Raw genomic sequence first — 22,740 nt, forward strand, 5'->3', positions numbered from 1 at the left:
CGCGCGGCGCGCGCCGAGCGGGTCGACATGCATCGGAATCACATTCGCCAGCGGATGCCCGACATAGCTGGCCGAGACGCCCTGCTCCGCCAGCAACGCAGGTTCGAAGGGAAAGATGCACAGCACATGGTCGGCAGCCGCCCGGATCTTCTCGATGCGATCCGAGCGCCAGGCCCAGATGGACGGACAGACAAAGTGAACGGTGCGAATGCCACGCCCTCGCAAAGCAGCCTCGAGGTCGAGATTGAAATCGGGGGCATCGACGCCGATGAACAACTGGGGCCACTCGCGAAGCAGGCGTGCACGCAGTTGCCGGCGAATGCCTGCGATCTCTGCATAGTGGCGCAGCACCTCGATGTAGCCGCGCACGGCCAGCTTCTCCTGCGGCCACCAGCTCTGAAATCCGCGGGCCAGCATCTGCGGCCCACCAATGCCGACCAGCTCAGCCTCCGGCCATCGGGGCTTGAGCCCATCGATGAGCAAACCTGCCAGAAGGTCACCCGATGCCTCGCCCGCGACCATCGCGAACTGGCGCGACGACACGCCCGCCCCCGCCATGTCAGCGCGCAATGCCGCGCGTGCTGCCAGCAAGGAAGGCGCTCATCAGCTGCACGTCGCCCGCGGCCTCGGGCATATCTGCGGCGAGCGCATCGATGGCCCCGCGCGCATCGTCCAGCGTCCGGCCCTGGCGATACAGAAAGCGGTGCATCTGCTTGATGGCAGCAAGGCGCGCCGCAGAGAAATTGCGGCGCTTCAGACCGACGATATTGAAGCCTCGTACGCCCATGGGGTTGCCGTCGACCAGCATGAACGGCGGAACATCCTGCGACACCGCGGTCGCGAAACCGACCATCGCATGCGCGCCCACCTTCACGAACTGGTGGATGCCGACGAGGCCGCCGACCGTCACCCAGTCGCCCAGCTCGACATGTCCGGCCAGCGTGGTGTTGTTCGACAGTGTGGTGTGGCTTCCCACGCGGCAGTCGTGCGCGATGTGGCTGTAGGCCATGATCCAGTTGTCATGGCCCACGCGCGTGACGCCCCCCGCGCCCGGGACGCCGAGGTTGAAGGTGCAGAACTCGCGGATCGTGTTGCGGTCGCCGATCTCCAGGGCGGTGTCTTCACCGGCGTACTTCTTGTCCTGGGGAACCGCCCCGAGGGATGCAAACTGGAAGATGCGGTTGTCTCGACCGATGGTCGTGCGGCCTTCGATCACGCAATGCGGTCCGACCGAAGTGCCTGCGCCAATGCGAACCTTCGGGCCGATGACCGCATAAGGCCCCACGCTGACCGCCGTGTCCAGCTCGGCGCCAGCGTCGACGATGGCGGTCGGATGGATCTGGGACATGCTTCAAGCCTCGATGCGACGCATGGCGCACATCAGCTCGGCCTCACAGGCGAGTTCTTGACCTACCTTGGCACGTCCGCGGAACTTGGAAATGCCCGCCTTCATTCGGTCGATCTCGACCTCGAGCGTGAGTTGATCACCCGGCTCCACAGGCCGCTTGAAACGCGCGCCATCGATGGCGGCGAAGTAGTAGACCGTGTTGTCGTCCGGCACGATGTCCAGCGAGCGAAAGGAAAGCAGCGCGGCGGCCTGCGCCATCGCCTCCAGCATTAGCACGCCGGGCATCACGGGACGGTGCGGGAAATGGCCGTTGAAGAACGGCTCGTTCATCGTCACGTTCTTCAGGGCCGTGATGCGCTTGCCCTTCTCCATGTCCAGCACCCGGTCGACCAGCAGGAAGGGGTAGCGGTGGGGCAGGAGCTTGAGGATCTGGTGGATGTCGAGCGTGTTCGTCATGGTGTCAGGCCGGCGGCGGCTTGCTTCTCGAGCGCGCGCAGGCGCTCTCGCAGCTGGTGCAGATGACGCAGCGTGGCGGCGTTGCGCTCCCAGGCTGCGTTGTCATCGATGGGAAACACGCCAGTGTACTGCCCAGGCTTGAGGATGGATCGGGTGACTACGGTGGCCGCCGAGACATGGACACCATCGACCAATTGGAGGTGGCCCAGAACCACCGCTCCACCGCCGATGGTGCACTGCGCCCCGATGTCGGCACTGCCTGCGACGCCCACGCAGCCGGCCATGGCCGTGTTGCGGCCGACACGCACGTTGTGGCCGATCTGGATCAGGTTGTCGAGCTTGACACCGTCTTCCAGCACCGTGTCTTCCAGCGCGCCGCGGTCGATGCAGGTGTTGGCGCCGATTTCGACGTCATTGCCGATGCGAACTGCACCGAGTTGCTCGATCTTGACCCAAGCACCCTGATGAGGCGCCAGTCCAAAGCCATCTGCGCCGATGACCACCCCAGGGTGAAGGAGGCAGCGATCACCGATGACGCAATCCTCGCTCACCGTGACACGGGACTTGAGCACGGTGCCCGCCCCGATGCGCGCACCGCGCTCGACAACGCACAAGGGGCCTACCGAGGCCGTCGGGTGCACGTCGGCGCTGGCGTCGACGACCGCCGACGGATGGATGCCCGCGGGCTGCGCCGACCCATGCCGGGCCTTCCACAGCTGCGTCAAGCGTGCGAAATAGAGGTAGGGGTCGTCGACGACGACGCATGCGCCGCGCGCCGCCGCCTCGTCACGCATGGCCGGCGCAACGATGACGCATCCGGCCCGGGAAGCCAAGAGGTCCTTGCGGTAGCGTGGGTGACTCAAAAAGCTGACGCTGGTCGGACCGGCCGCCGCCAAGGGCGCCAGACGCTCCACCATCATTGCCGCATCGCCAAGCAACTCGCCGCCAAGCGCGGCGACGATCTCACCCAGTTGCAGGCTCACGGCAGAGCGATCACTTGCTGGTGCCGGTGGACGCCGGCGAGGCGGCATTCAGGGCCTTGATCACCTTGTCGGTGATGTCGTGCTTGGGATTGACGTAGACGGCGTCCTGGAGGATCACGTCGTACTTCTCGGCTTCAGCGACCTGCTTGATAGCGCGCTGAGCGCTCTCGTACACCTTCTGCAGTTCCTCGCTGCGACGCAGGTTCAGGTCCTCCTGAAACTCCCGGCGCTTGCGCTGGAAGTCCCGATCCTGATCGACCAACTGCCGCTGTCGCTGGGTGCGCTGCGTCTCGGAGAGCGTCGGGGCGTCACGCTCCAGCTTGTCGGAGGCCGCCTTGAGCGCCGCCTCCTGATCCTTGAGGTCCTTTTCGCGCTTCAGGAACTCCTGTTCGAGACGTGTCTGAGCGGCCTTGGCCGCCGGCGCTTCGCGCATCACGCGGTCAGGATTGACCACCCCGAACCGGAAGGCGTCCTGCGCATATGAAACGCCTGTCAACATCAGGCCTGCGAACAGCGCGGCCGCGGGCCACGAATACATCTTCTTCATTGACTGACTCAGAATGCCGTCCCGATCTGGAACTGGACGCGCTGCGTGCGGTCGGCCGGCACCAGCGGGACGAGGGGATTGTTGGGATCCGGCACTTCCTTCTGCTGCCGGATAGGCACCGCATAGGCAATGCGCAGCGGGCCCAGCGGAGAGATCCAGCTGATGCCAAGACCGAAGGAGGCGCGGATGCGCTGCTGCGCTTTCCACTGCTCGTCCGTCTGACCCACGCGGCGGTCGGCAAACACGTTGCCTGCGTCGAGGAAGGTATACAGGCGCAGCGTGCGATCGTTGCCAGCGCCCGGGAACGGGGTGCTCAGCTCGATGTTGAACACCGCCTTGCGCGTGCCGCCCAGCGCGGCCGTGGTCACGGTGTCACGCGGACCCAGCGAGTTCTGCTCGAAGCCACGGATGGAACCCAGGCCGCCAGCATAGAAGTTCTTGAAGATCGGGTAATCCTTGCCGCCGAACGCCTTGGCATAGCCCAGCTCCGCGTTGAAAGCCAGCGTGTACTGCTTCGACAGCGGAACGTACTGTTGAAACTGATAGCTGGTCTTGCCGTAGCTGAAGTCGCCACCCACGCCGAACTCGAGATTTGCACGCTGGACCCTACCCTTGGTCGGCACAAGCGCACTGTCTCGGCTATCGCGCGCCCAGCCCACGGTAAGCGGAACGCCCCAGACGGCATCGCGATTGCAGTCGAGCGATGTGGCGTAGCCGTTTGCGCCGTATTTGAAGCCGCAGCGGAAGTAGTCCAGATAGGCCTGCGGGATCGACTTGCCGTAGAGCTCGCGGTAGTAATTGGCGAGCGTCGGGTTGACCAGAGCCAACAACGAATAATCCGGCACATCGCCAGGCTTGAAGCGATAGCGCTCAAGCCCAGCACCGAAGAATACCGTGTCCACCTCGCTGAAGGGCACGCCGAAGCGGATCGCTCCGCCTTCCGCCACCAGCGAATAGTCGCCGTCCGTGCTGTAGTACGGGCGCGTGGTCTGGTGGAACAGACTGATCGTGCGCGAGATGCCGTCCTGGGTGAAGTACGGATCGGTCGTGGTCAGCGAGATCGTGCGGTTGTACTTGCTCGTGTTGACGTTCAGGCCGAGGTAATTGCCCGAGCCGAAGACGTTCTCCTGTGTGATACCGAAATTCAGCGAGATCTTGTCCGAACTGGAAAAGCCTGCGCCCAGTTGCAACGAGCCGGTCGGCTTCTCGACCACGTTGTAGGTCAGGTCGACCTGGTCGGGCGAACCCGGCACCTCCTGCGTGTCGACGTTGACTTCGGTGAAGTAGCCCAGGCGGTCCACCCGTTCGCGCGACAGCTTGATGCGGTCTCCGTCGTACCAGGACGCCTCAAACTGGCGGAACTCGCGACGGATGACCTCGTCACGTGTCTTGTTGTTGCCCGACACGTTGATCCGGCGCACATAGACGCGGCGCGAGGGATCGGCCTGGAGCACCAATGCGACACGGTTGTTCTGACGGTCGATCTCCGGCTTGGCCTGCACACGCGCAAAGGCGTAGCCAAAGCTGGCGAAGTAGTCGTTGAAAGCCTTCGTGGTTTCAGTGACTTCGTCGCCGTTGTACGCCTCGCCGGGCTTGATGGTGATCAGCGACTTGAACTCATCGTCGCGCCCCAGGTAGTTGCCATCGAGGCGCACACCTGACACCACGTACTTCGGACCTTCGTGGATGTTGACGGTGATCGACAGATCCTGGCGGTTGGGCGAGATCGCCACTTGCGTGGAGTCGACGCGGAACTCCATGTAGCCGCGCGTGAGGTAATACTGCTTCAGCGTCTCGAGGTCGGCGTTGAGCTTGGTGCGCGAGTACTGGTTCGACTTGGTGTACCACGACAGCCAGCCGCCCGTGTCCTGATCGAAGAGCCCCAGCAGCGTGGACTCGCTGAAGGCGTTGGCACCGACGATCCGGATATCGCGGATGCGGGCCGGTGCCCCTTCGGTGACCGTGAACGTGAGGTTGACCCGATTGCGCTCGATGGGCGTTACCGTGGTTACCACCTCGGCGTTGTAGAGGCTGCGGGAGATGTACTGACGCTTGAGTTCCTGCTCGGCGCGATCCGCCAGCGCCTTGTCGAAAGGACGTCCGTCGGTGAGACCGACCTCGCGCAGCGCCTTCTTCAGCGCTTCCTTGTCGAACTCCTTGGCACCGACGAAGTCGACGTCGGCGATGGTGGGGCGTTCTTCGACGATCACCACGACCACGTTGCCGTTCACGTCGATCCGCACGTCCTTGAACAGACCCAGGTCGAACAGCGCACGAATGGCCGCGGAGCCACGGTCATCGGTGTAGGTTTCGCCGACGCGCAGCGGCATGGAGGCGAACACGGTGCCGGGCTCGACACGCTGCAGGCCCTCGATTCGGATATCCCGGACGGTGAACGGCTCAATGGCCCATGCGGCCGTCGCGGCCAGCGCACTGGTGAGCACGGCTGCCACGCTGCGCAGGCGAAAGCGACTGATCTGTTGGTTCATGTGTGAAGAAGAAGGCCGGCGCCGCCAGGGGACCGGCAGAAGGTTAACCAAAGAGACGATTCACGTCGTTGAAGAGTGCAATCGACATCATCACCAGCAGCAGCGCGACTCCCCCGCGCTGCAGACGTTCCATCCAGGCTTCGGAGACGCCCCTGCCGGTCAGGCCCTCCCAAAGATAATACATCAGGTGTCCCCCATCGAGGACGGGCAGCGGCAGCAGGTTCAGCACCCCCAGACTCACACTGATCAGGGCCAGGAAGACAAGGTATTGGGTCAGCCCCAGACTTGCGGATTTGCCCGCGTAGTCGGCGATGGTGAGAGGCCCGCTGATGTTCTTGATCGACGCTTCCCCGATCACCATCTTGCCCATCATCTTGAGCGTGAGGGTCGACACCTCCCAGGTGCGCTGCACGCCCTTGACGATGCCATCCAGGGGCCCCTGGCGCACCATCACCATTTCTGGAGCAGCGCCGACATAGGCCCCGATGCGCCCGATGGGGGCGCCGGACTCGTCGCGTACATCGGGCCGCACCTCCAGCGTCAGCATCCGACCGTCGCGCTCGATGTGCCAAGTTTGCGCGCGGCCTTCTCGCCCATCGACCGAGCGACGGATGAGTTCGCGCAAATGCTGGCCATCGATCACCGTCGTGTTGCCGACCGACAGGACCTGGTCTCCCGCCTTCAGGCCGGACCGGCTCGCCGCGCCATCGGCCATGACATCACCGATGACCGGGCGGGTGAACGGCGCGGCCAGGCCGATCCTAGCGAACATCTGCGGATCGGCATCTTTCGCCCCAATGCTGCTCAGCGGCAACACCACCTCGCGTGTTCCGCGCCCCGTCGCGCCTTCGATCTCGAGCCGGAGGTCGCGTCCGTCCAGGGCTGCTCGCGTGGCTTGCCACCGAAGATCCTCGAACGAGGAGATCGGCGTGAACGAGTCGGCCCCGTCATCGCCCACCCGCAGCACCCGCTCGCCGCCTTGCAGCCCGGCCTGGACGGCAATGGATGCCTCGGCGGGCTTGCCGATCACGGCCGCAGGCTCCTGGACGCCGATCCATCCCACCACCGCGTAAAGAAGCACGGCCAGCAGCAGGTTGGCCAGAGGACCGGCGGCCACGATCGCTGCGCGGGACTTCAAGGATTGCGTGTTGAAGGCCCGATGACGCTCGTCGGCCGCCACGGGTGCTTCGCGCTCGTCGAGCATGCGCACGTATCCGCCCAGCGGCAACGCGCCAACGACGAACTCCGTGTCCTGGCCCGGACGCTGCCGGCGCGGCTTCCACCGCAACAAGGCGGGACCGAAACCGATGGAGAAACGGATGACGCGCACATTGCAGGCCACGGCCACGCGATAGTGCCCGTATTCATGGACGGCGATCAGCAGCCCCAGCGCGACGACGAAGGCAACGAGGGTGAGCATGGCGGGCAGACGGAGCGTTCGTTCAGGAGGGCATCTGGCCAACGACCATTTCGGCGATGCGCCGGGATCGCGCATCGAGATCCAGCAGGTCGGCCAGGGACTGCGCCTTGGACGGCTGTACGCGATCCAAAGTTTCGACATTGACTGCGTGAATCCTGTCGAACCGCAGCCGCCCATCCAGGAAGGCCGCCACAGCGACCTCGTTCGCTGCATTGAGCACCGCCGGCGTGCCGGGTGCGGCCTCCAGTACCTGCCAGGCCAGCTTCAGCCCCGGAAAGCGCCGCTCGTCGGCTTCCTCGAAGGTCAGCGACGCCAGTTGGCGGAAATCGATGCGCTGCGAGCCGCTTGCCACCCGTTCGGGCCACGCCAGGCCGCAGGCAATCGGCACGCGCATGTCGGGCGTGCCGAGTTGGGCCAGTACGGAGCCGTCGATGAACTCGACCATGGAGTGGATGACGCTCTGCGGATGGAGCGTCACCGCGATGCGCGAAGGCGGCAGCCCGAACAGGTGTCGGGCCTCGATCACCTCCAACGCCTTGTTCATCATCGTGGCGGAATCCACCGAGATCTTTCGACCCATGACCCAGTTGGGATGCGCACAGGCCTGCTCCGGCGTCACGTCCGCCAGGGTCGACGGATCGCGATCCCGGAAAGGCCCCCCTGACGCGGTCAGGATCAGGCGCTCGACCCGTTCGGGCCAGCGGGCCGGATCTTCCGGCAGGCACTGGAAGATCGCCGAGTGTTCGCTGTCGATGGGAAGCAATGTGGCGCCGCCGCGGCGCACCGTCTCCATGAACAGGTCGCCGCCGACCACCAAGGCCTCCTTGTTGGCGAGAAGCAGGCGCTTGCCGGCCGCCGCTGCCGCTAGGCACGGCGCCAGGCCGGCCGCTCCGACGATCGCCGCCATCACGGCGTCGACATCGGGATGGGACGCCACCTCTTCCAGTGCCGCGGGGCCGCTCAGAACGCGGGTCGGCACCTTGGTACCCTCCAGGCGCGACACCAACTCGCGCGCAGCCTGCTCGTCGGCCATCACGGCAAACCGGGGCCGGAAGCGCACACACTGCGCCGCCAGTTCCTCGACGCGAGTGGCCGCGGTGAGGGCGAAGACCTCATAGCGCGCGGGATGGCGCGCCATCACATCCAGGGTACTGGTTCCCACGGAGCCGGTCGCCCCGAGGATCGTCACGCGTTGTCTCAACGAAGTCTCTTGAAAAAGGTCAGGCCAGGGACGACAGCATCATCGCCAGCGGAAGCGTCGGTAGCAGCGCGTCGATGCGGTCGAGCACCCCGCCGTGGCCGGGCAGCAGTCCGCTGCTGTCTTTGGCGCCCGCACTGCGCTTGATGAGCGATTCCACCAGATCGCCCACCACGCTCATCGCGGCAAGGAACACCACGCCCAGCAGCAGCAGCCACCAGCCGCGCGCCGCCAGATGGCTGTACAGACTCGGAACGGCCGCCGCCGCCGCCCGGTCCGCCCAGACCCAGCAAGCCGCCAGCACGATCACGCCGACGACGCCACCCCAGACCCCCTCCCAGCTCTTGCCCGGGCTGATGGCCGGCGCGAGCTTGCGGTGGGTGAACCGAAGGCCGAAGGCCCGGCCCGCGAAATATGCGAACACGTCGGCCACCCAGACCAGCACCAGGACGGACAGCAGGAAGTTGATGCCCACGGTTCGCGCCTGCACGGCAGCGAGCCAGGCCGCCCACAGAGCCAAAAGACCGCCAACCACCCGGACGGCCTTCGGAATGTGCGGCCATCCAGGCACCGCCAGCTTCAGCAGGGCGGCACCGCCCAGCACCCAGGCGGCGCCAGCCACCGTCCACAGAAGAGGCAGGGGCCGCGACAGGAGCCCGAGCCACCACGACAACGCACAAAGCAGGACCATCTCCGCACCCAGCAGCAGTGCGACGCCCTGGCGGTATCCGTTCAGACGGCCCCATTCCCAGCCCGCCGCGGCCACCAGCACCAGCATGACGCAGGCGAAGGGTTCGGGCGATGGGTAGAACAATGCCGGCAGCAGGACAGCCAGCAGGACCAAGGCAGTGATGATGCGCTGCTTCAGCATGGTGACGGCCGCTCAGGCGACCTGACTTTGCAGCGGCTGTTGCTGAACGCCGGGCACCAGCTGTTCGGATGTCTTGCCGAAACGCCGCTCACGGCCGCAAAAAGCCTCGATCGCGAGGTCGAGCGCAGCCTCGTCGAACTCCGGCCACAGACAGTCGGTGAAGTACAGCTCGGAATAGGCGCTCTGCCAGAGCAGGAAATTGGACAGCCGCTGCTCGCCGCCAGTGCGAATCACCAGATCAGGATCGGGACTGTGCGCCAGCGCCATGGCCTGGTTGAGACTTTCTTCCGTGATGGCCTCTCCGCGCCGCGCCAGTTGCGCCGCCGCCTGGGCCACATCCCAGCGCCCACCGTAGTTGAAGCAGATGTTCAGCACCAACCGTGTGTTCTGGGCGGTATCGGCCTCGGCCTTGGACAAGCCCGACACGAGCCGGGCGGACAAGGCGCTGCGGTCACCCACGAAGTGCAGCTGCACGCCATCCGCGGCCAAGCGCGGCACCTCGCGCTGCAACACGAGCAGCAGCAGATCCATCAGCCCCGAGACCTCGTCCTTGGGGCGATTCCAGTTCTCCGAAGAGAACGCGAACACGGTCAGCACTTCGATGCCGCGGTCTGCGCAGGCGCGAACGCAGCGGCGCAGCGATTCAACGCCTTGACGGTGCCCGGCCACCCGAGGAAGGAACCGGCGCGTTGCCCAGCGGCCGTTGCCGTCCATCACGATGGCGACATGGCGCGGCACACGTTGGGCAGTCATGGACGGGTCGGCTCCTGGCTCCGGCGTTCCGGAAAAGACACGCAAAATGGGCGGCGCGACAGAGCGGGCCTCAGACGGCCAGGATGTCGGCTTCCTTGGCCGCCACCAGCTTGTCGATCTCCGAGATGTAGCGGTCGGTCATCTTCTGGATCTCGGCCTCGGCGCGCTTCTGATCGTCTTCCGACGCCGCCTTGTCCTTGACCAGCTTCTTCACCGCCTCGTTGGCGTCGCGGCGAAGATTGCGCGTGGCCACCTTGGCGTTCTCACCCTCGTAGCGCGCCAGTTTGGTCATCTCCTTGCGACGCTCCTCGCTCATGGGCGGCATCGGCACGCGGATCAGATCACCCATGCTGGCAGGGTTCAGGCCGAGGTCGCTCTCGCGAATGGCCTTCTCGATCTTGGCGCCCATGTTCTTTTCCCAAGGCTGGACGCTGATGGTGCGGGCATCGAGCAGCGACACGTTCGCCACCTGCGACAGCGGCACCTGTGAGCCGTAGTACTCCACATGGATGCTTTCCAGCAGCGCCGGATTGGCGCGGCCCGTGCGGATCTTGGCGAGATGGCCTTGCAGCGCCGTCAGCGTCTGCTTCATCTTGGCTTCGGTACCGCTGCGAATATCGGCAATGGTCATGATGTGTTCTCGTTGTCAGACGTGCACCAGCGTGCCTTCATCCTCGCCGAGCACCACGCGCTTGAGCGCGCCGGCCTTGAAGATGGAGAAGACCTTGATGGGCAGTTTCTGATCCCGGCACAGCGCGAAGGCGGTCGCGTCCATGATGCCGAGGTTCTGGGAGATGGCCTCGTCAAAGGACAGCGACGAATAGCGCTGGGCCGAGGGATCCTTCTTGGGATCGGCGCTGTACACGCCATCGACCTTGGTGGCCTTGAGCACCAGTTCGGCGCCCACTTCGGCACCCCGCAATGCGGCGGCGGTGTCGGTGGTGAAGAAGGGGTTGCCGGTGCCGGCGGCGAACACGACCACCTTACCCTCTTCGAGGTACTGCAGCGCCTTGGGACGCACGTACGGCTCCACCACCTGGTCGATGGCGATGGCCGACATGACGCGTGCGGTCAGGCCCTGCTTGTTCATGGCGTCGGCCAGGGCCAGCGAGTTCATCACCGTGGCCAGCATGCCCATGTAGTCGGCCGTCGCGCGGTCCATGCCCACCGCACCACCCGCGACGCCGCGGAAGATGTTGCCGCCGCCGATGACCACCGCCACCTCCACGCCCAGACGCACCACTTCAGCCACCTCTTCGACCATGCGCACGATGGTCGCGCGGTTGATGCCGAAGGCGTCGTCGCCCATGAGCGCCTCACCCGACAGCTTGAGAAGAATACGCTTGTGGGCGGGAGAGGCGTCTCGCATAGGCAATGGGAACAGAATGTTGAAGCGGGGGGAGTGTACGTGGTGAGCCGCAAGAAAAAAGCGGTGGCACGCCCCGTTACAGGGCACGCCACCGCCTGCGCGGAAGATCAGGCGCCGGCCTTGGCGGCAGCGACCTGTGCAGCGACCTCGGCGGCGAAGTCGTCGACCTTCTTCTCGATGCCTTCGCCGACGACGTAGAGGGTGAAGCCCTTCACGGTCGTGGCCTTTTCCTTGAGCATCTGCTCGACGGTCTGCTTGTCGTTCTTGACGAAGGCCTGATTGAACAGCGAAACCTCCTTGAGGTACTTCTGCACGCCGCCTTCGATGCGCTTGGCCACGATGTCCTCGGGCTGCGGCTTCTTGCCGGCGGCTTCAGCGGCCTTGCGGTCTTCCTCGGCCTTGCCGGCGGCCACGGCGCGTTCCTTCTCGATCAGCTCGGCAGGCACATCGCTGGAAGAAAGGGCGACCGGCTTCATGGCGGCCACATGCATGGCGACGTCCTTGGCAGCAGTGTCGTCACCTTCGTACTCGACGACCACGCCGATGCGGGTGCCGTGGAGATAGGAGGCCACCTTGGCGCCGCCGTCGAAGCGCTTGAAGCGGCGGATCGACATGTTCTCGCCGATCTTGCCGATCAGGCCCTTGCGCACGTCTTCCAGCGTGGGGCCGAAGCCGTCCTGGCTGTACTCGAGGGCGCCCAGGGCGGCCACGTCGGCCGGGTTGTGCTTGGCGACCAGTTGCGCCGCAGCCTGCGCCATGGCGATGAAGCTGTCGTTCTTGCTCACGAAGTCGGTTTCGCTGTTGACTTCGACCAGCGCACCGACGGTGCCTTCAATGCTCGCAGCGACCACGCCTTCGGCGGTGATGCGGGCGGCGGCCTTGCCGGCCTTGCTGCCCAGCTTGACGCGCAGCAGCTCTTCGGCCTTTTCCATGTTGCCCTCGGCCTCGGTCAGGGCCTTCTTGCACTCCATCATGGGGGCATCGGTCTTGGCGCGCAGCTCGGCGACCATGCTTGCGGTAATTGCTGCCATGTCTTAACTCCGTAGATCGTTTTCAGTAGCCAGAGGAACGAAAAAGGGGCCACGAAGCCCCTTCTCCGGACCGCCTTGGAAATCAGGCCGAGGCGGAAGCGTTGTCTTCGACTTCGACGTATTCGTCGCCCTCGCCTTCGGCGACGGCCTTGACCACGTCATTGACGGCATTGTTGCGGCCTTCGATGACAGCATCGGCGATACCACGGGCGTACAGGGCGACGGCCTTGGAGGAGTCGTCGTTGCCGGGGATCACGTAATCGATGCCTTCGGGCGAGTGGTTCGAGTCGACCACGCCGATCAGCGGAATGCCCAGCTTGCGGGCCTCGGACACGGCGATCTTGTGGAAGCCGACGTCTATCACGAAGATGGCGTCCGGCAGGGCGGTCATGTCCTGGATGCCGCCGATGTCCTTTTCGAGCTTCTCGATTTCGCGGGTGAAGGTCAGCTGTTCCTTCTTGGACATGCCGTCGAGGCCGGCTTCCTGCTGGGCCTTCATGTCCTTGAGGCGCTTGATGGAGGTCTTGACCGTCTTGAAGTTGGTCAGCATGCCGCCGAGCCAGCGGGTCTCGACATAGGGCATGCCGGCACGACGGGCTTCGTCGGAGACGATTTCACGGGCCTGGCGCTTGGTGCCGACAAACAGGATGGTGCCGCGGTTGGCAGCCAGCTGCTTGGCGTACTTCTGCGCGTCCTGGAACAGCGGCAGCGACTTTTCCAGGTTGATGATGTGGATCTTGTTCCGGTGGCCGAAGATGAACGGAGCCATCTTGGGATTCCAGAAACGGGTCTGGTGACCGAAGTGGACGCCGGCTTCCAGCATCTCACGCATGGTGGTGGACATTGCAATTCTCCAAAGGTTGGGTCTTGAATCCAGCCCGCATATCGCGCCCGGCGCAGAGGCCGGGCGGCGAACACCTTGAGTGGGCTGGTTCGCGGATGAATTCCGTCGGAACGGCATTCGGCAGGATGCTGCCGTGCCGGTGGCCCATCACGCATCTGCGCTGTCCGGACCGACGAAACCGCGGGAGTGTATCACGCGAGGCGGTCGGACTCTCGGGAACCTCAGCTCCATGGGCGCGCGGGCCTCGTCAAGCAGCCGAAGGCCTGCGGAGAGCGCAGATCGCATTCGAACAACGTCCGCCAACAGACGTTCACAAACGTTACCTGAACTATGCTCCGCGCATCGCCTCCCGCGCGGGCATGCCCTGCCCTCCTTTGCTCTCCAATGAAAATCGCCATCGTGGGCGCCGGCATCATCGGCGTCACCACTGCCTGGGAACTGGCCTGCGACGGTCACGAAGTCGCCGTCTTCGAACGCCGCCAGGCGGCCGCGGAGGAATCGAGCTTTGCCAATGCCGGCGTGGTGGCCCCGGGCTACGTCACGCCTTGGGCCGCTCCTGGCATGCGCATGAAGGTTCTGCGCTCACTGCTGTCGGGCCACGGCGCCGTCAAGTTGCGCTGGCCGCTGCGCCGCAGCGACCTGAGCTTCATGCGCGCTTGGCAAAGGGCTTGCCGGCTGGAAACCTACCTGGCCAACCGTGGACGCATGCAACGCCTGGCCTTCTACAGCCGCCAGCGCCTGCACGGGATCGTGGAAGGGCGCGAGCTGGCCTATGAGCGCAGCGACGGCTACTTGGTCCTGCTGCGAGGCGCCCGCGAACAAAAGCTCGTCCAGCCAGGACTGGATGTGCTGCGGCAGGCCGGCGCCGCCTTCGAACTGGTGGATGCCGATGCGGCCCGCCTGATCGAGCCGGGCCTGGCGGTCGGCACGGCGCTGGCCGGCGCCATCTACCTGCCCCACGACGAGGTGGGCAACTGCCGGCAGTTTGCGCTGCTGCTCAAGCGCGAGGCAGAGGCGCTGGGGGCGCAGTTCTATTTCGGCTGCGACATCGCGCCTCTGTCGGCCGCCCATCCGCGCTCGCTCAGCCTGGCGGCCGGGTCCGAATCAGTGCAGTTCGACGCGGTGATCGTCTGCGCCGGGCTGGGCGCGGTGCCACTGCTGGCACCGCTCGGGCTTCATCTGCCCCTCACCCCGGTGTATGGCCATTCGATCAGCGCACCGATCCGGGAGCCGCTGAACGCACCGCGCAGCGCCGTCATGGATGAGCGCTTCAAAGTGGCCATCTCCCGCCACGGCCAACGGGTGCGGGTCGCAGGCGGCGCGGAGCTCGGCGGAGAACCGGGACGCATCCATCCCGCCGCGGTACGGACCTTGTACAAGGTTCTGCAGGACTGGTTCCCGGGCGGTGTCAACCTGAGCGCCGGCATGCAGCAATGGAAAGGCGCTCGGCCGATGCTGCCCGACGGCCCCCCGATCATCGGCCCGAGCGGCGTGCCGGGTGTGTGGCTGAACCTGGGTCACGGCTCCAGCGGATGGGCCCTGTCCTGCGGCAGCGCGCGCGTTCTCGCGGACTTGGTGGCTCACCGCGAACCAGAGGTGGACATCGAGGGCCTGGGCGTGGAACGCCTGCTGCGGCGCTGAACCGCCGCAGGTTCAGGCATGCTCGCAGCATGCATCGCCTGGACCTCGCCCTTCCCCATCCGCTGCACGGCATTGCCGCCTCGCGGCACATCGAGCAAGTCGCCGCCGCCAGCTTGCCGCCGCACACCCTCATGCGACGGGCAGGCGCGGCGACGGCTCGACTGGCCATGGCTTTGGCTCCCCATGCGCGATGCATCTGGATCGCCTGTGGCCCCGGCAACAACGGCGGCGATGGGTTCGAGGCAGCCCTGGAACTGGCCAGATGCCACCGGCCGGTGGCGATCACCTTCGATGGCGACACTGGGCAACTGCCTCCCGATGCCGCGGACGCCTTCGCCCGCCTGCAGGCGGCCGGCATCCCCATCTTGGCCGACGCCCCACTGCACTTCGACCTTGCCGTCGACGCCCTGCTGGGCCTGGGCGCCACGCGTGCGCCCGCCGGCCGGATGCTTGCCCACCTGCACCGAATGCAGGCATCTGCCGTGCCTATTCTGGCGGTGGATCTGCCCAGCGGCCTGAACGCGGACACCGGGCAATGCCCCATCGATCTCAGGCACCCGAGCCGTGCTCAGCGCCACTGCCTGAGCCTGCTCACGCTCAAACCCGGACTGTTCACGGCCCAGGGCCGCGACCTGGCCGGCACGCTCTGGTTCGACGATCTGGGTGCCGATACGACGGTCGTGGTGCCCGACACCCAACTGCCCGGCAGCCCCACACTGGCCGTGCGGCCCCACGCCAGCCACAAGGGAAGCTTCGGCGACGTCGCGATCATCGGCGGCGCCCCTGGCATGACGGGGGCCGCGTGGCTTGCAGCCACTGCGGCACTCCATGGCGGCGCGGGCCGCGTCTTCGTCGGCCTGCTGGACGAGGGGGCGCCCACGCCCGCCGCCGACTACGCGCTCATGCAGCGCCCGCCGGACTCACTGGACCTTGCGCTTATGACCGTGGTCTGCGGCTGCGGCGGCGGCACCGCCGTGGAAGAACGCCTGCCCGAGGTACTTGCCCACGCAAAATTGTTGGTGCTCGACGCGGACGGCCTCAACGCCGTTGCGCGCGAGAGTCGCTTGCGCGCGCTCCTGCGGGATCGCGCGGACGCCTGTCGCCCGACGGTCGTCACACCCCACCCGCTGGAAGCGGCCCGGCTGCTGGGAAGCGACACCGCCACGGTGCAGGCAGACCGGCTGGCAGCGGCCCGCCACCTTGCGCACGATCTGCGCTGCACCGTCGTGCTCAAAGGATCCGGCTCGGTCATTGCAAGTCCAGGGCGAACTCCCAGCATCAACCCGACCGGCAATGCCCGCTTGGCCACGGGCGGCACCGGCGATGTGCTTGCCGGCATGGTGGGCGCGGCACTGGCCTCCGGGCTCGACGCCCATCAGGCGGCCAGCCACGCGGTGTGGTGGCACGGGGCGGCAGCGGACGGCTGGCCGGCGGACCGTCCCTTCAGCGCCACGCAACTGGCACGTCACGCCGGCATCGGGCTGGCGCCGCCGGCCTGAGCTCCTCGCCCCCGCCCTCGCCCTCAGCCGCGGCCGACGAAAGGCATCTTGGTGGCCATCACCGTGTGGAAGAGCACGTTCGCTTCCAACGGCAGGTTGGCCATGTAGAGCACGGACTGGCCCACCACGTCGACGTCCATCGTCGGCTCGACGGCGATCTCGCCATTGGCCTGCGGTACGCCACGCAGAAACTTGGCGGCCATCTCCGTCAGCGCATTGCCCACGTCGACCTGCCCCACCGCGATGTCGTACTTGCGCCCATCCAGCGCAGCCGTCTTAGTCAGACCGGCCACCGCGTGCTTGGTGGCCGTGTAGGCCATGGAGTTCGGCCGCGGCGTGTGGGCCGAGATGGAGCCGTTGTTGATGATGCGCCCACCGCGCGGCGACTGGTCGCGCATGACGCGGAAGGCGCGCTGCAGGCAATAGAACATGCCGTTGAGGTTGATGTCGACGACACCCTTCCACTGCTCGGGCGTCCAGTCCTCGAAAGGACCGGGCGGGTTGCTCACGCCGGCATTGTTGAAGAGCAGGTCGACGCGGCCGTAACGCTGCAGCGTGGCCGCAAAGAGCGCATCCACCGATTCGGGCCGGGTCACGTCGGTCGGAACGGCGAAGACGCGCTCGCCCGCGCCCGACTCGTCGGCCACGGCCTCCAGCGGCTCGGGACGGCGGCCTGCGAGCACGACGCTCCAGCCGTCCGCCAGCAAGGCCAGGGAGGCGGCGCGGCCGATGCCGGAGCCGGCGCCAGTGACAATCGCGATGCGCGGCGCGCGGGTCGCGGGATGGGAACGCTTGTCGGTCATGGAAGGAAGCCTTGGCCGCCGGCCGCATCGCGGGCAGCGAAGCAGACGCCGGCGGTCTTTGAGGTGAAGTCTCGGGATGAAGGAAAAAAGCTCAAGGACGCGGCGGGCGGCGCTTCTTCTTGATCTTGCCGGCCGCCTTCTTGACGGCCGACTTGAGGGCTTGGATCGGCGAAGCCGGCAGGTTGCCGTCGCGGCGCGCCGACGTAGAAGCAGCGCGTTGCCGCGACTGCCGCTTCTCGGACGCCTTGACCGGCACACCCTGCGGCGTCATGCCCTTGTCGCGCATGACGCGGGCGGTGAGATCCTCCCCCTCGCGCACGAGTCGGAAGTCGATCTTGCGCCCGTCGAGGTCCACACGGCTCACTTGCACCCGGACGCGCGTGCCGATCGAGTAGCGGATGCCCGTGCGCTCGCCGCGCAATTCCTGCCGTGCCTCGTCGAACTTGAAGTACTCGCCCCCCAGTTCGGTGATGTGCACCAGGCCCTCGACATACATCGCGTCGAGCGTGACGAAGATGCCGAAGGTGGTGGCCGCCGTGACCACGCCGCCGAATTCCTCGCCCAGATGCTCGCGCATGTACTTGCACTTGAGCCAGGCCTCGACGTCGCGGCTCGCTTCGTCGGCGCGGCGCTCGTTGGCACTGCAGTGCAGGCCGGCAGCCTGCCAGGCCTGCGTCTCCTTGGTCTGCGCGGCCGGCAACTTGACCGGCGCCTGCGTCGGCGCCTTCACGCGCGAGGCGAGCCGCTTGGCCAGCTTGGCATGGGCTTCGCCCGGCGTGGGCAGCACCGGCAACTGGTAGCGCGAGCCACCGAGGATCGCCTTGATCACGCGGTGCACCAGCAGGTCCGGGTAACGGCGGATCGGGCTGGTGAAATGCGTGTACGCGTCGTAGGCCAGGCCGAAGTGGCCGCTGTTGATGGGTGTGTAGATCGCCTGCTGCATCGAGCGCAGCAGCATGGTGTGGATCTGTTGCGAATCGGGCCGGCCCTTGGTCGCCTCGGCGATGGCCTGGAATTCGGAGGGATGCGGCTCGTCGGTGATCGACATGCCCACGCCCATGGCCCGCAGATAGTTGCGCAGGATCTCTTTCTTTTCGGGCGTCGGGCCCTCGTGCACGCGGAACAGGCCCGGGTGCTTGCTCTGTGCGATGAAGTCGGCGCTGCAGACGTTGGCAGCCAGCATGGCCTCCTCGATCAGGCGGTGGGCCTCATTGCGCGTGCGCGGCACGATCTTCTCGATGCGGCCCGATTCGTCGCAGACGATCTGCGTCTCGGTCGTCTCGAAGTCCACGGCGCCGCGCTTGCTGCGCTGCGCCAGCAGGGCGCGATACACATCCGCCAGGTTGAGCAGGTCCTGCACGCGCTCCTTGCGTCGCGCCGCCTCGGGTCCACGCGTGTTGGCCAGGATCGCCGCCACCTCGGTGTAGGTGAAGCGGGCGTGGCTGTGCATCACGGCCGGGTAGAACTGGTAGGCCTCGATCTCGCCATCGGCCGTGATCACCATGTCGCACACCATGCACAAGCGGTCAACATCCGGGTTGAGCGAGCACAGGCCGTTCGACAGCTTCTCCGGCAGCATCGGGATCACACGCCGCGGAAAGTACACGCTGGTGGCGCGGTCGTAGGCATCGATGTCGATGGGCGAGCCGGTCTTCACGTACGCGCTGACGTCGGCAATCGCAACCAGCAGGCGCCAGCCCGACTTGGCGGATTTGCCGCGGCCCATCTTCATGGGCTCGCAGTAGACGGCGTCGTCGAAGTCGCGCGCGTCTTCGCCGTCGATGGTGCATAACGGGATGTCGCGCAGATCGATGCGGTGGCGGCGGTCGGTGGGCCGCACCTTGTCGGGAAGCGCCTTGGCTTCGGCAAGACACGCCTCGGAGAACACATGCGGCACGCCATACTTGCGCACTGCGATCTCGATCTCCATGCCGGGATCGTCAATCTCGCCCAGCACTTCGGCCACGCGGCCCACGGGCTGGCCGAACAGGGCCGGCGGCTCAGTCAGCTGCACCACAACCACCTGCCCCGTCTTGGCGGTACCGGTGGCACCTTTAGGAATCAGCACATCCTGGCCGTAGCGCTTGTCTTCCGGCGCCACCAGCCAGACGCCCCCTTCGTTCAGCAGCCGCCCGATGATGGGCTGCGCCGGACGTTCCACGATCTCGACCACCCGTCCTTCCGGACGGCCCCGCCGGTCGGTGCGCACGATGCGCGCCTTGACCCGGTCCTTGTGGAGCACCGCCCGCATCTCGTTGGGCGGCAGATACACATCGGCTTCCCCGTCGTCGCGTTGCACGAAACCATGACCATCACGATGACCTTGCACCGTTCCTTCGAACTCTTCCAACAAGGGGTTGGCAACTGCGGGATTTTTGATATGATCTCCTTCTTTCCTGAAACGCATACAAATTTTTGACGTTAACCCCTCTAGAGTACGACAGAAATTGGCCCAGGTGGCGGAATTGGTAGACGCACTAGTTTCAGGTACTAGCGAGTAACATCGTGGAGGTTCGAGTCCTCTCCTGGGCACCAACAAAAAGCCGCCGGCAACCCCGGCGGCTTTTTCATTTGTGCGAGCCATTGCTGCTCCGCAGGCGCTCAGGCTCCCCGCCGACCGCCTGCAGGAATCAGGCAGCAAAGATTTTTCGGCAGTCAGTTGCACAACGCACCTGATCGATGATATGATCGCAGGCTTTCCTGAAACGGATATGTTCCTCGCGAAAGCGACGGATATTGAGCCCAGGTGGCGGAATTGGTAGACGCACTAGTTTCAGGTACTAGCGAGTAACATCGTGGAGGTTCGAGTCCTCTCCTGGGCACCAAGACACAGCAAAAAGGCCATCTTCGGATGGCCTTTTTGTTTTTGCGCGTGATGCGTGGGCATGGGGACGGTGAGGCCCCCTTCGCTCCCGCTCAGATCGGGAGCGCCACCAGATCGTGCCCCTCTGCCGCCACAATGCGTGCCTTGGTGAACTCGCCCACCTTCATCGTCTTGCTGATCTTCTCCGGCGGCAGCAGTCGCACCACGCCGTCGATCTCGGGCGCGTCGGCGTAGCTGCGGCCCACCCCACCCTTGCGCCCAAGGCCTGGCGCCGAATCGACCAGCACCTGCATGGTCGCGCCCACGCGACGCCGCAGACGTTCGGCCGACACGGCCTCGGCCACTTCCATGAAGCGCGAACGACGTGCCTCGCGCTCGGCCTCGGGCAGCATGCCGGGCAGTTCGTTGGCGGCGGCGCCATCCACGGGGCTGTAAGCAAAGCAGCCGGCACGGTCGATCCCGGCGACACGCACGAAGTCCAGCAGATGCTCGAACTCCTCCTCCGTCTCACCCGGGAAACCGGCGATGAACGTGCTGCGGATGACCAACTCCGGGCACATCTCGCGCCAGCGCGCGATACGCTCCAGGTTCTTCTCGCCGCTGGCCGGGCGCTTCATGCGTCGCAGCACGTCGGGGTGGCTGTGCTGCAGCGGCACATCCAGGTAAGGCAGTACGCGACCTTGGGCCATCAGTGGAATGACCTCGTCCACGCTCGGGTACGGGTAGACGTAATGCAGACGCACCCAGGCGCCATACGGCTCGGCGATATCCCCCAGCGCAGCGACCAGGTCGAGCATGCGCGTTCGCACCGGCTTGCCGTCCCAGAAGCCGGTGCGGTATTTGATGTCCACGCCATAGGCGGAGGTGTCCTGGCTGATGACCAGCAACTCCTTGACGCCGCCTTCGAACAGCGCCTTAGCTTCCTTGAGCACATCACCGATGGGCCGTGACACCAGATCGCCGCGCATCGACGGGATGATGCAGAAGGTGCAGCGGTGGTTGCAGCCTTCGCTGATCTTCAGGTACGCATAGTGGCGGGGCGTGAGCTTGATGCCGGCGGGCGGGATCAGATCGATGAAGGGGTCGTGCGGCTTGGGCAGGTTGGCGTGGACCGCGTCCATCACCTCCTGCGTGGCATGGGGCCCCGTCACCGCCAACACGGCGGGATGCAGCTCGCGCACCAGGTTGCCGCCGCCGTCGCCGCTCTTGGCGCCCAGGCAGCCGGTGACGATCACACGGCCGTTCTCGGCCAGCGCCTCGCCGATGGTGTCCAGGCTTTCCTTGACCGCATCGTCGATGAAGCCGCAGGTGTTGACGATCACCAGATCGGCGCCCTGGAAGGTCTTGGAGGTCTGGTAGCCCTCGGCGCTCAGCTGGGTGAGGATCAGCTCGGAATCGGTCAGCGCCTTGGGGCAGCCGAGAGAGATGAAGCCCACGCTGGGTGCGCGCTTCGGCTCGTCGGTCATCGTTGGGACATTCATGGTCAGAACTGGTATGGGGCTAAACGCGGGTTGTCGGACCCGCAGTCAGCCAAAGGAACGGGCACAGAGCGCCATGTGGCCGATGCGGAGCGCTGGGCCGCAGCACACGGGCTGCAGCGAGCCAAGGGCTGCGCTGCAAGATCAAGGGCTGTCGGCCGGCCGTCTGCGGCACTTCAGATCGGGCACGCCAGGGTGTCTCGGCCCCCGTTGAGTCTTGAAGATGCGACTGGCTCTCCGGCCTTGGCGGCAGGCCCGGCCGGCTCTCCCGGTTCGAGCCCATCGGGGCCACGGCCCAAAGGGGCCGGATTGTAGATGCCGGAACCCCATCGCACCGCCATGGCTAGAAACGCCCGGTACAGCGCCCCTGCCCTCAACAGCCCGACACCGAGGTGCCGAGGTCCTGGCCTGTGCCGCCTTACCATGTCGTGCATCTCGAAGCGAGCGCGCAGCGAATGCAGGCAATCCCACCCCGGCTAGTGGTCCGAAATCTTCAATCGCCACGCTCTGGCCCCCACGCATTCCAGCTCGATCGCGGCGAATGTGTCGCGATCAGAGGGCGCTCCGGCTCCGGCAAGTCGGTAATTCTGCGTCTGATCGCCGACCTCGATCCCTCGAACGGCGGCACGGTCGAGCTGGACGGCCAGCCACGGGAGCAGTTCAGCGGGCCACAGTGGCGCCAGCGGGTCATCTACCAGTCGGCGGAGCCGGCCTGGTGGGCCCCCACGGTGGGTGAGCATTTCGACGCCGCTCAGCGCTTGCGTATCGCGACGATGGTCGAGGCACTGGGCCTGCCGCAGACATCGCTCGACGCCGAGGTTCTCCGCCTGTCCACCGGCGAACGGCAACGATTGGCGCTCCTGCGCTCCCTGGCCCGTGACCCTGCCGTGCTGCTGCTGGACGAGCCCACGGCCGCGCTGGACGCCGAGTCGACGCAGGCCTATGAGGACCTGCTGCATGGGCAATGCACGCAGGGGCTGGCGATCCTCTGGGTGACTCACTCGGACGAGCAGGCCCACCGGGTCGCAGCGCGCTCCCTCGTCGTCGACGGCGGTCGCGTGTCAAAGTCATGAACGTCATCCACCTCCATTTCACCGACATCGCCCTTGCTGCGCTGCTTGCGCTCGTCAATGCGGCCCTGTCGCTGCTGCTTCACCTGCGCGTGCACCGGCAGATGCTCTGGGCC

Annotated in this window: 18 protein-coding genes, 2 tRNA genes and 2 pseudogenes; 5 read left to right on the top strand and 17 right to left on the bottom strand. The window is 65.9% G+C overall.

Annotation, left to right across the window (positions count from 1 at the left end; genetic code table 11):
* The 14 genes and pseudogenes from QZ772_RS18450 to rpsB form a co-directional block, all read right to left on the bottom strand.
* A pseudogene (locus QZ772_RS18450) lies at positions 1-522 on the bottom strand (lipid-A-disaccharide synthase); the annotation flags it as partial.
* Between the two features lie 37 nt (positions 523-559).
* Complete coding sequence (gene lpxA / locus QZ772_RS18455; RefSeq protein ID WP_295529277.1) at positions 560-1,348, bottom strand: acyl-ACP--UDP-N-acetylglucosamine O-acyltransferase; 789 nt, start codon at positions 1,346-1,348, stop codon at positions 560-562.
* Between the two features lie 3 nt (positions 1,349-1,351).
* The gene (gene fabZ / locus QZ772_RS18460) at positions 1,352-1,804 is read right to left on the bottom strand and encodes a 3-hydroxyacyl-ACP dehydratase FabZ (RefSeq protein ID WP_295529279.1); all 453 of its coding nucleotides are present in this window, start codon (positions 1,802-1,804) and stop codon (positions 1,352-1,354) included.
* Positions 1,801-2,787 (bottom strand): UDP-3-O-(3-hydroxymyristoyl)glucosamine N-acyltransferase, encoded by a 987-nt coding sequence (lpxD, locus tag QZ772_RS18465; protein ID WP_295529281.1) that lies wholly within the window; start codon positions 2,785-2,787, stop codon positions 1,801-1,803. The genes fabZ and lpxD overlap by 4 nt, the downstream gene beginning before the upstream one ends.
* 10 nt (positions 2,788-2,797) lie before the next feature.
* Entirely contained in the window at positions 2,798-3,286 is a 489-nt protein-coding gene (locus tag QZ772_RS18470) for an OmpH family outer membrane protein (RefSeq protein ID WP_295529310.1), read from the bottom strand.
* A 56-nt stretch (positions 3,287-3,342) separates the two neighbouring features.
* The gene (gene bamA / locus QZ772_RS18475; RefSeq protein ID WP_295529283.1) at positions 3,343-5,823 is read right to left on the bottom strand and encodes an outer membrane protein assembly factor BamA; all 2,481 of its coding nucleotides are present in this window, start codon (positions 5,821-5,823) and stop codon (positions 3,343-3,345) included.
* Between the two features lie 43 nt (positions 5,824-5,866).
* Positions 5,867-7,243: an RIP metalloprotease RseP gene (gene rseP, locus QZ772_RS18480; protein ID WP_295529285.1), complete on the bottom strand. Its 1,377-nt coding sequence runs from the start codon at positions 7,241-7,243 to the stop codon at positions 5,867-5,869.
* Between the two features lie 22 nt (positions 7,244-7,265).
* Positions 7,266-8,444 carry a 1-deoxy-D-xylulose-5-phosphate reductoisomerase gene (ispC, locus tag QZ772_RS18485; RefSeq protein ID WP_295529287.1) on the bottom strand — a complete coding sequence of 393 codons (1,179 nt, stop codon included), beginning with the start codon at positions 8,442-8,444 and terminating at the stop codon, positions 7,266-7,268.
* Between the two features lie 19 nt (positions 8,445-8,463).
* On the bottom strand, positions 8,464-9,312 hold the full coding sequence (locus QZ772_RS18490; RefSeq protein ID WP_295529289.1) for a phosphatidate cytidylyltransferase: 849 nt from the start codon (positions 9,310-9,312) through the stop codon (positions 8,464-8,466).
* 12 nt (positions 9,313-9,324) lie between these two features.
* The gene (gene uppS / locus QZ772_RS18495) at positions 9,325-10,065 is read right to left on the bottom strand and encodes a polyprenyl diphosphate synthase (protein WP_295529292.1); all 741 of its coding nucleotides are present in this window, start codon (positions 10,063-10,065) and stop codon (positions 9,325-9,327) included.
* A 70-nt stretch (positions 10,066-10,135) separates the two neighbouring features.
* Positions 10,136-10,696 (bottom strand): ribosome recycling factor, encoded by a 561-nt coding sequence (gene frr, locus QZ772_RS18500; RefSeq protein ID WP_295529294.1) that lies wholly within the window; start codon positions 10,694-10,696, stop codon positions 10,136-10,138.
* A gap of 15 nt (positions 10,697-10,711) precedes the next feature.
* Positions 10,712-11,434, bottom strand: coding sequence for a UMP kinase (gene pyrH / locus QZ772_RS18505; RefSeq protein ID WP_295529296.1), 723 nt, complete (start codon positions 11,432-11,434; stop codon positions 10,712-10,714).
* A gap of 107 nt (positions 11,435-11,541) precedes the next feature.
* The gene (tsf, locus tag QZ772_RS18510; RefSeq protein WP_295529298.1) at positions 11,542-12,465 is read right to left on the bottom strand and encodes a translation elongation factor Ts; all 924 of its coding nucleotides are present in this window, start codon (positions 12,463-12,465) and stop codon (positions 11,542-11,544) included.
* Positions 12,466-12,547: 82 nt separating this feature from the next.
* On the bottom strand, positions 12,548-13,309 hold the full coding sequence (gene rpsB, locus QZ772_RS18515; protein ID WP_295529300.1) for a 30S ribosomal protein S2: 762 nt from the start codon (positions 13,307-13,309) through the stop codon (positions 12,548-12,550).
* 384 nt (positions 13,310-13,693) lie between these two features.
* Here rpsB and QZ772_RS18520 point away from each other — a divergent pair, with 384 nt between their 5' ends.
* Together QZ772_RS18520 and QZ772_RS18525 are read left to right on the top strand one after the other, a co-directional pair.
* A complete protein-coding gene (locus QZ772_RS18520) occupies positions 13,694-14,950 on the top strand; it encodes a D-amino acid dehydrogenase (RefSeq protein WP_295529302.1) in 1,257 nt (418 codons plus the stop codon).
* A gap of 29 nt (positions 14,951-14,979) precedes the next feature.
* Positions 14,980-16,449, top strand: coding sequence for an NAD(P)H-hydrate dehydratase (locus QZ772_RS18525; protein WP_295529304.1), 1,470 nt, complete (start codon positions 14,980-14,982; stop codon positions 16,447-16,449).
* 23 nt (positions 16,450-16,472) lie between these two features.
* Here the strand turns inward: QZ772_RS18525 and QZ772_RS18530 are convergent, their stop codons facing one another.
* Positions 16,473-17,252 carry an SDR family oxidoreductase gene (locus QZ772_RS18530; protein ID WP_295529306.1) on the bottom strand — a complete coding sequence of 260 codons (780 nt, stop codon included), beginning with the start codon at positions 17,250-17,252 and terminating at the stop codon, positions 16,473-16,475.
* 91 nt (positions 17,253-17,343) lie between these two features.
* Positions 17,344-19,677, bottom strand: a pseudogene (gene rnr, locus QZ772_RS18535) (ribonuclease R); the annotation flags it as partial.
* A gap of 25 nt (positions 19,678-19,702) precedes the next feature.
* Between rnr and QZ772_RS18540 the strand changes: the two are divergent.
* Both QZ772_RS18540 and QZ772_RS18545 read left to right on the top strand, forming a co-directional pair.
* Positions 19,703-19,787: transfer RNA gene (locus QZ772_RS18540), tRNA-Leu, on the top strand.
* A gap of 205 nt (positions 19,788-19,992) precedes the next feature.
* Positions 19,993-20,077, top strand: a tRNA-Leu gene (locus QZ772_RS18545).
* 91 nt (positions 20,078-20,168) lie between these two features.
* Here the strand turns inward: QZ772_RS18545 and rimO are convergent.
* Positions 20,169-21,542 carry a 30S ribosomal protein S12 methylthiotransferase RimO gene (rimO, locus tag QZ772_RS18550; protein ID WP_295529312.1) on the bottom strand — a complete coding sequence of 458 codons (1,374 nt, stop codon included), beginning with the start codon at positions 21,540-21,542 and terminating at the stop codon, positions 20,169-20,171.
* 440 nt (positions 21,543-21,982) lie between these two features.
* Here rimO and QZ772_RS18555 point away from each other — a divergent pair, with 440 nt between their 5' ends.
* On the top strand, positions 21,983-22,627 hold the full coding sequence (locus tag QZ772_RS18555; RefSeq protein ID WP_295529308.1) for an ATP-binding cassette domain-containing protein: 645 nt from the start codon (positions 21,983-21,985) through the stop codon (positions 22,625-22,627).
* Positions 22,628-22,740 lie beyond the last annotated feature (113 nt).

Origin of the sequence: uncultured Pseudacidovorax sp. (assembly GCF_913773995.1) — a bacterium.
Lineage (GTDB): Bacteria > Pseudomonadota > Gammaproteobacteria > Burkholderiales > Burkholderiaceae_C > Xenophilus.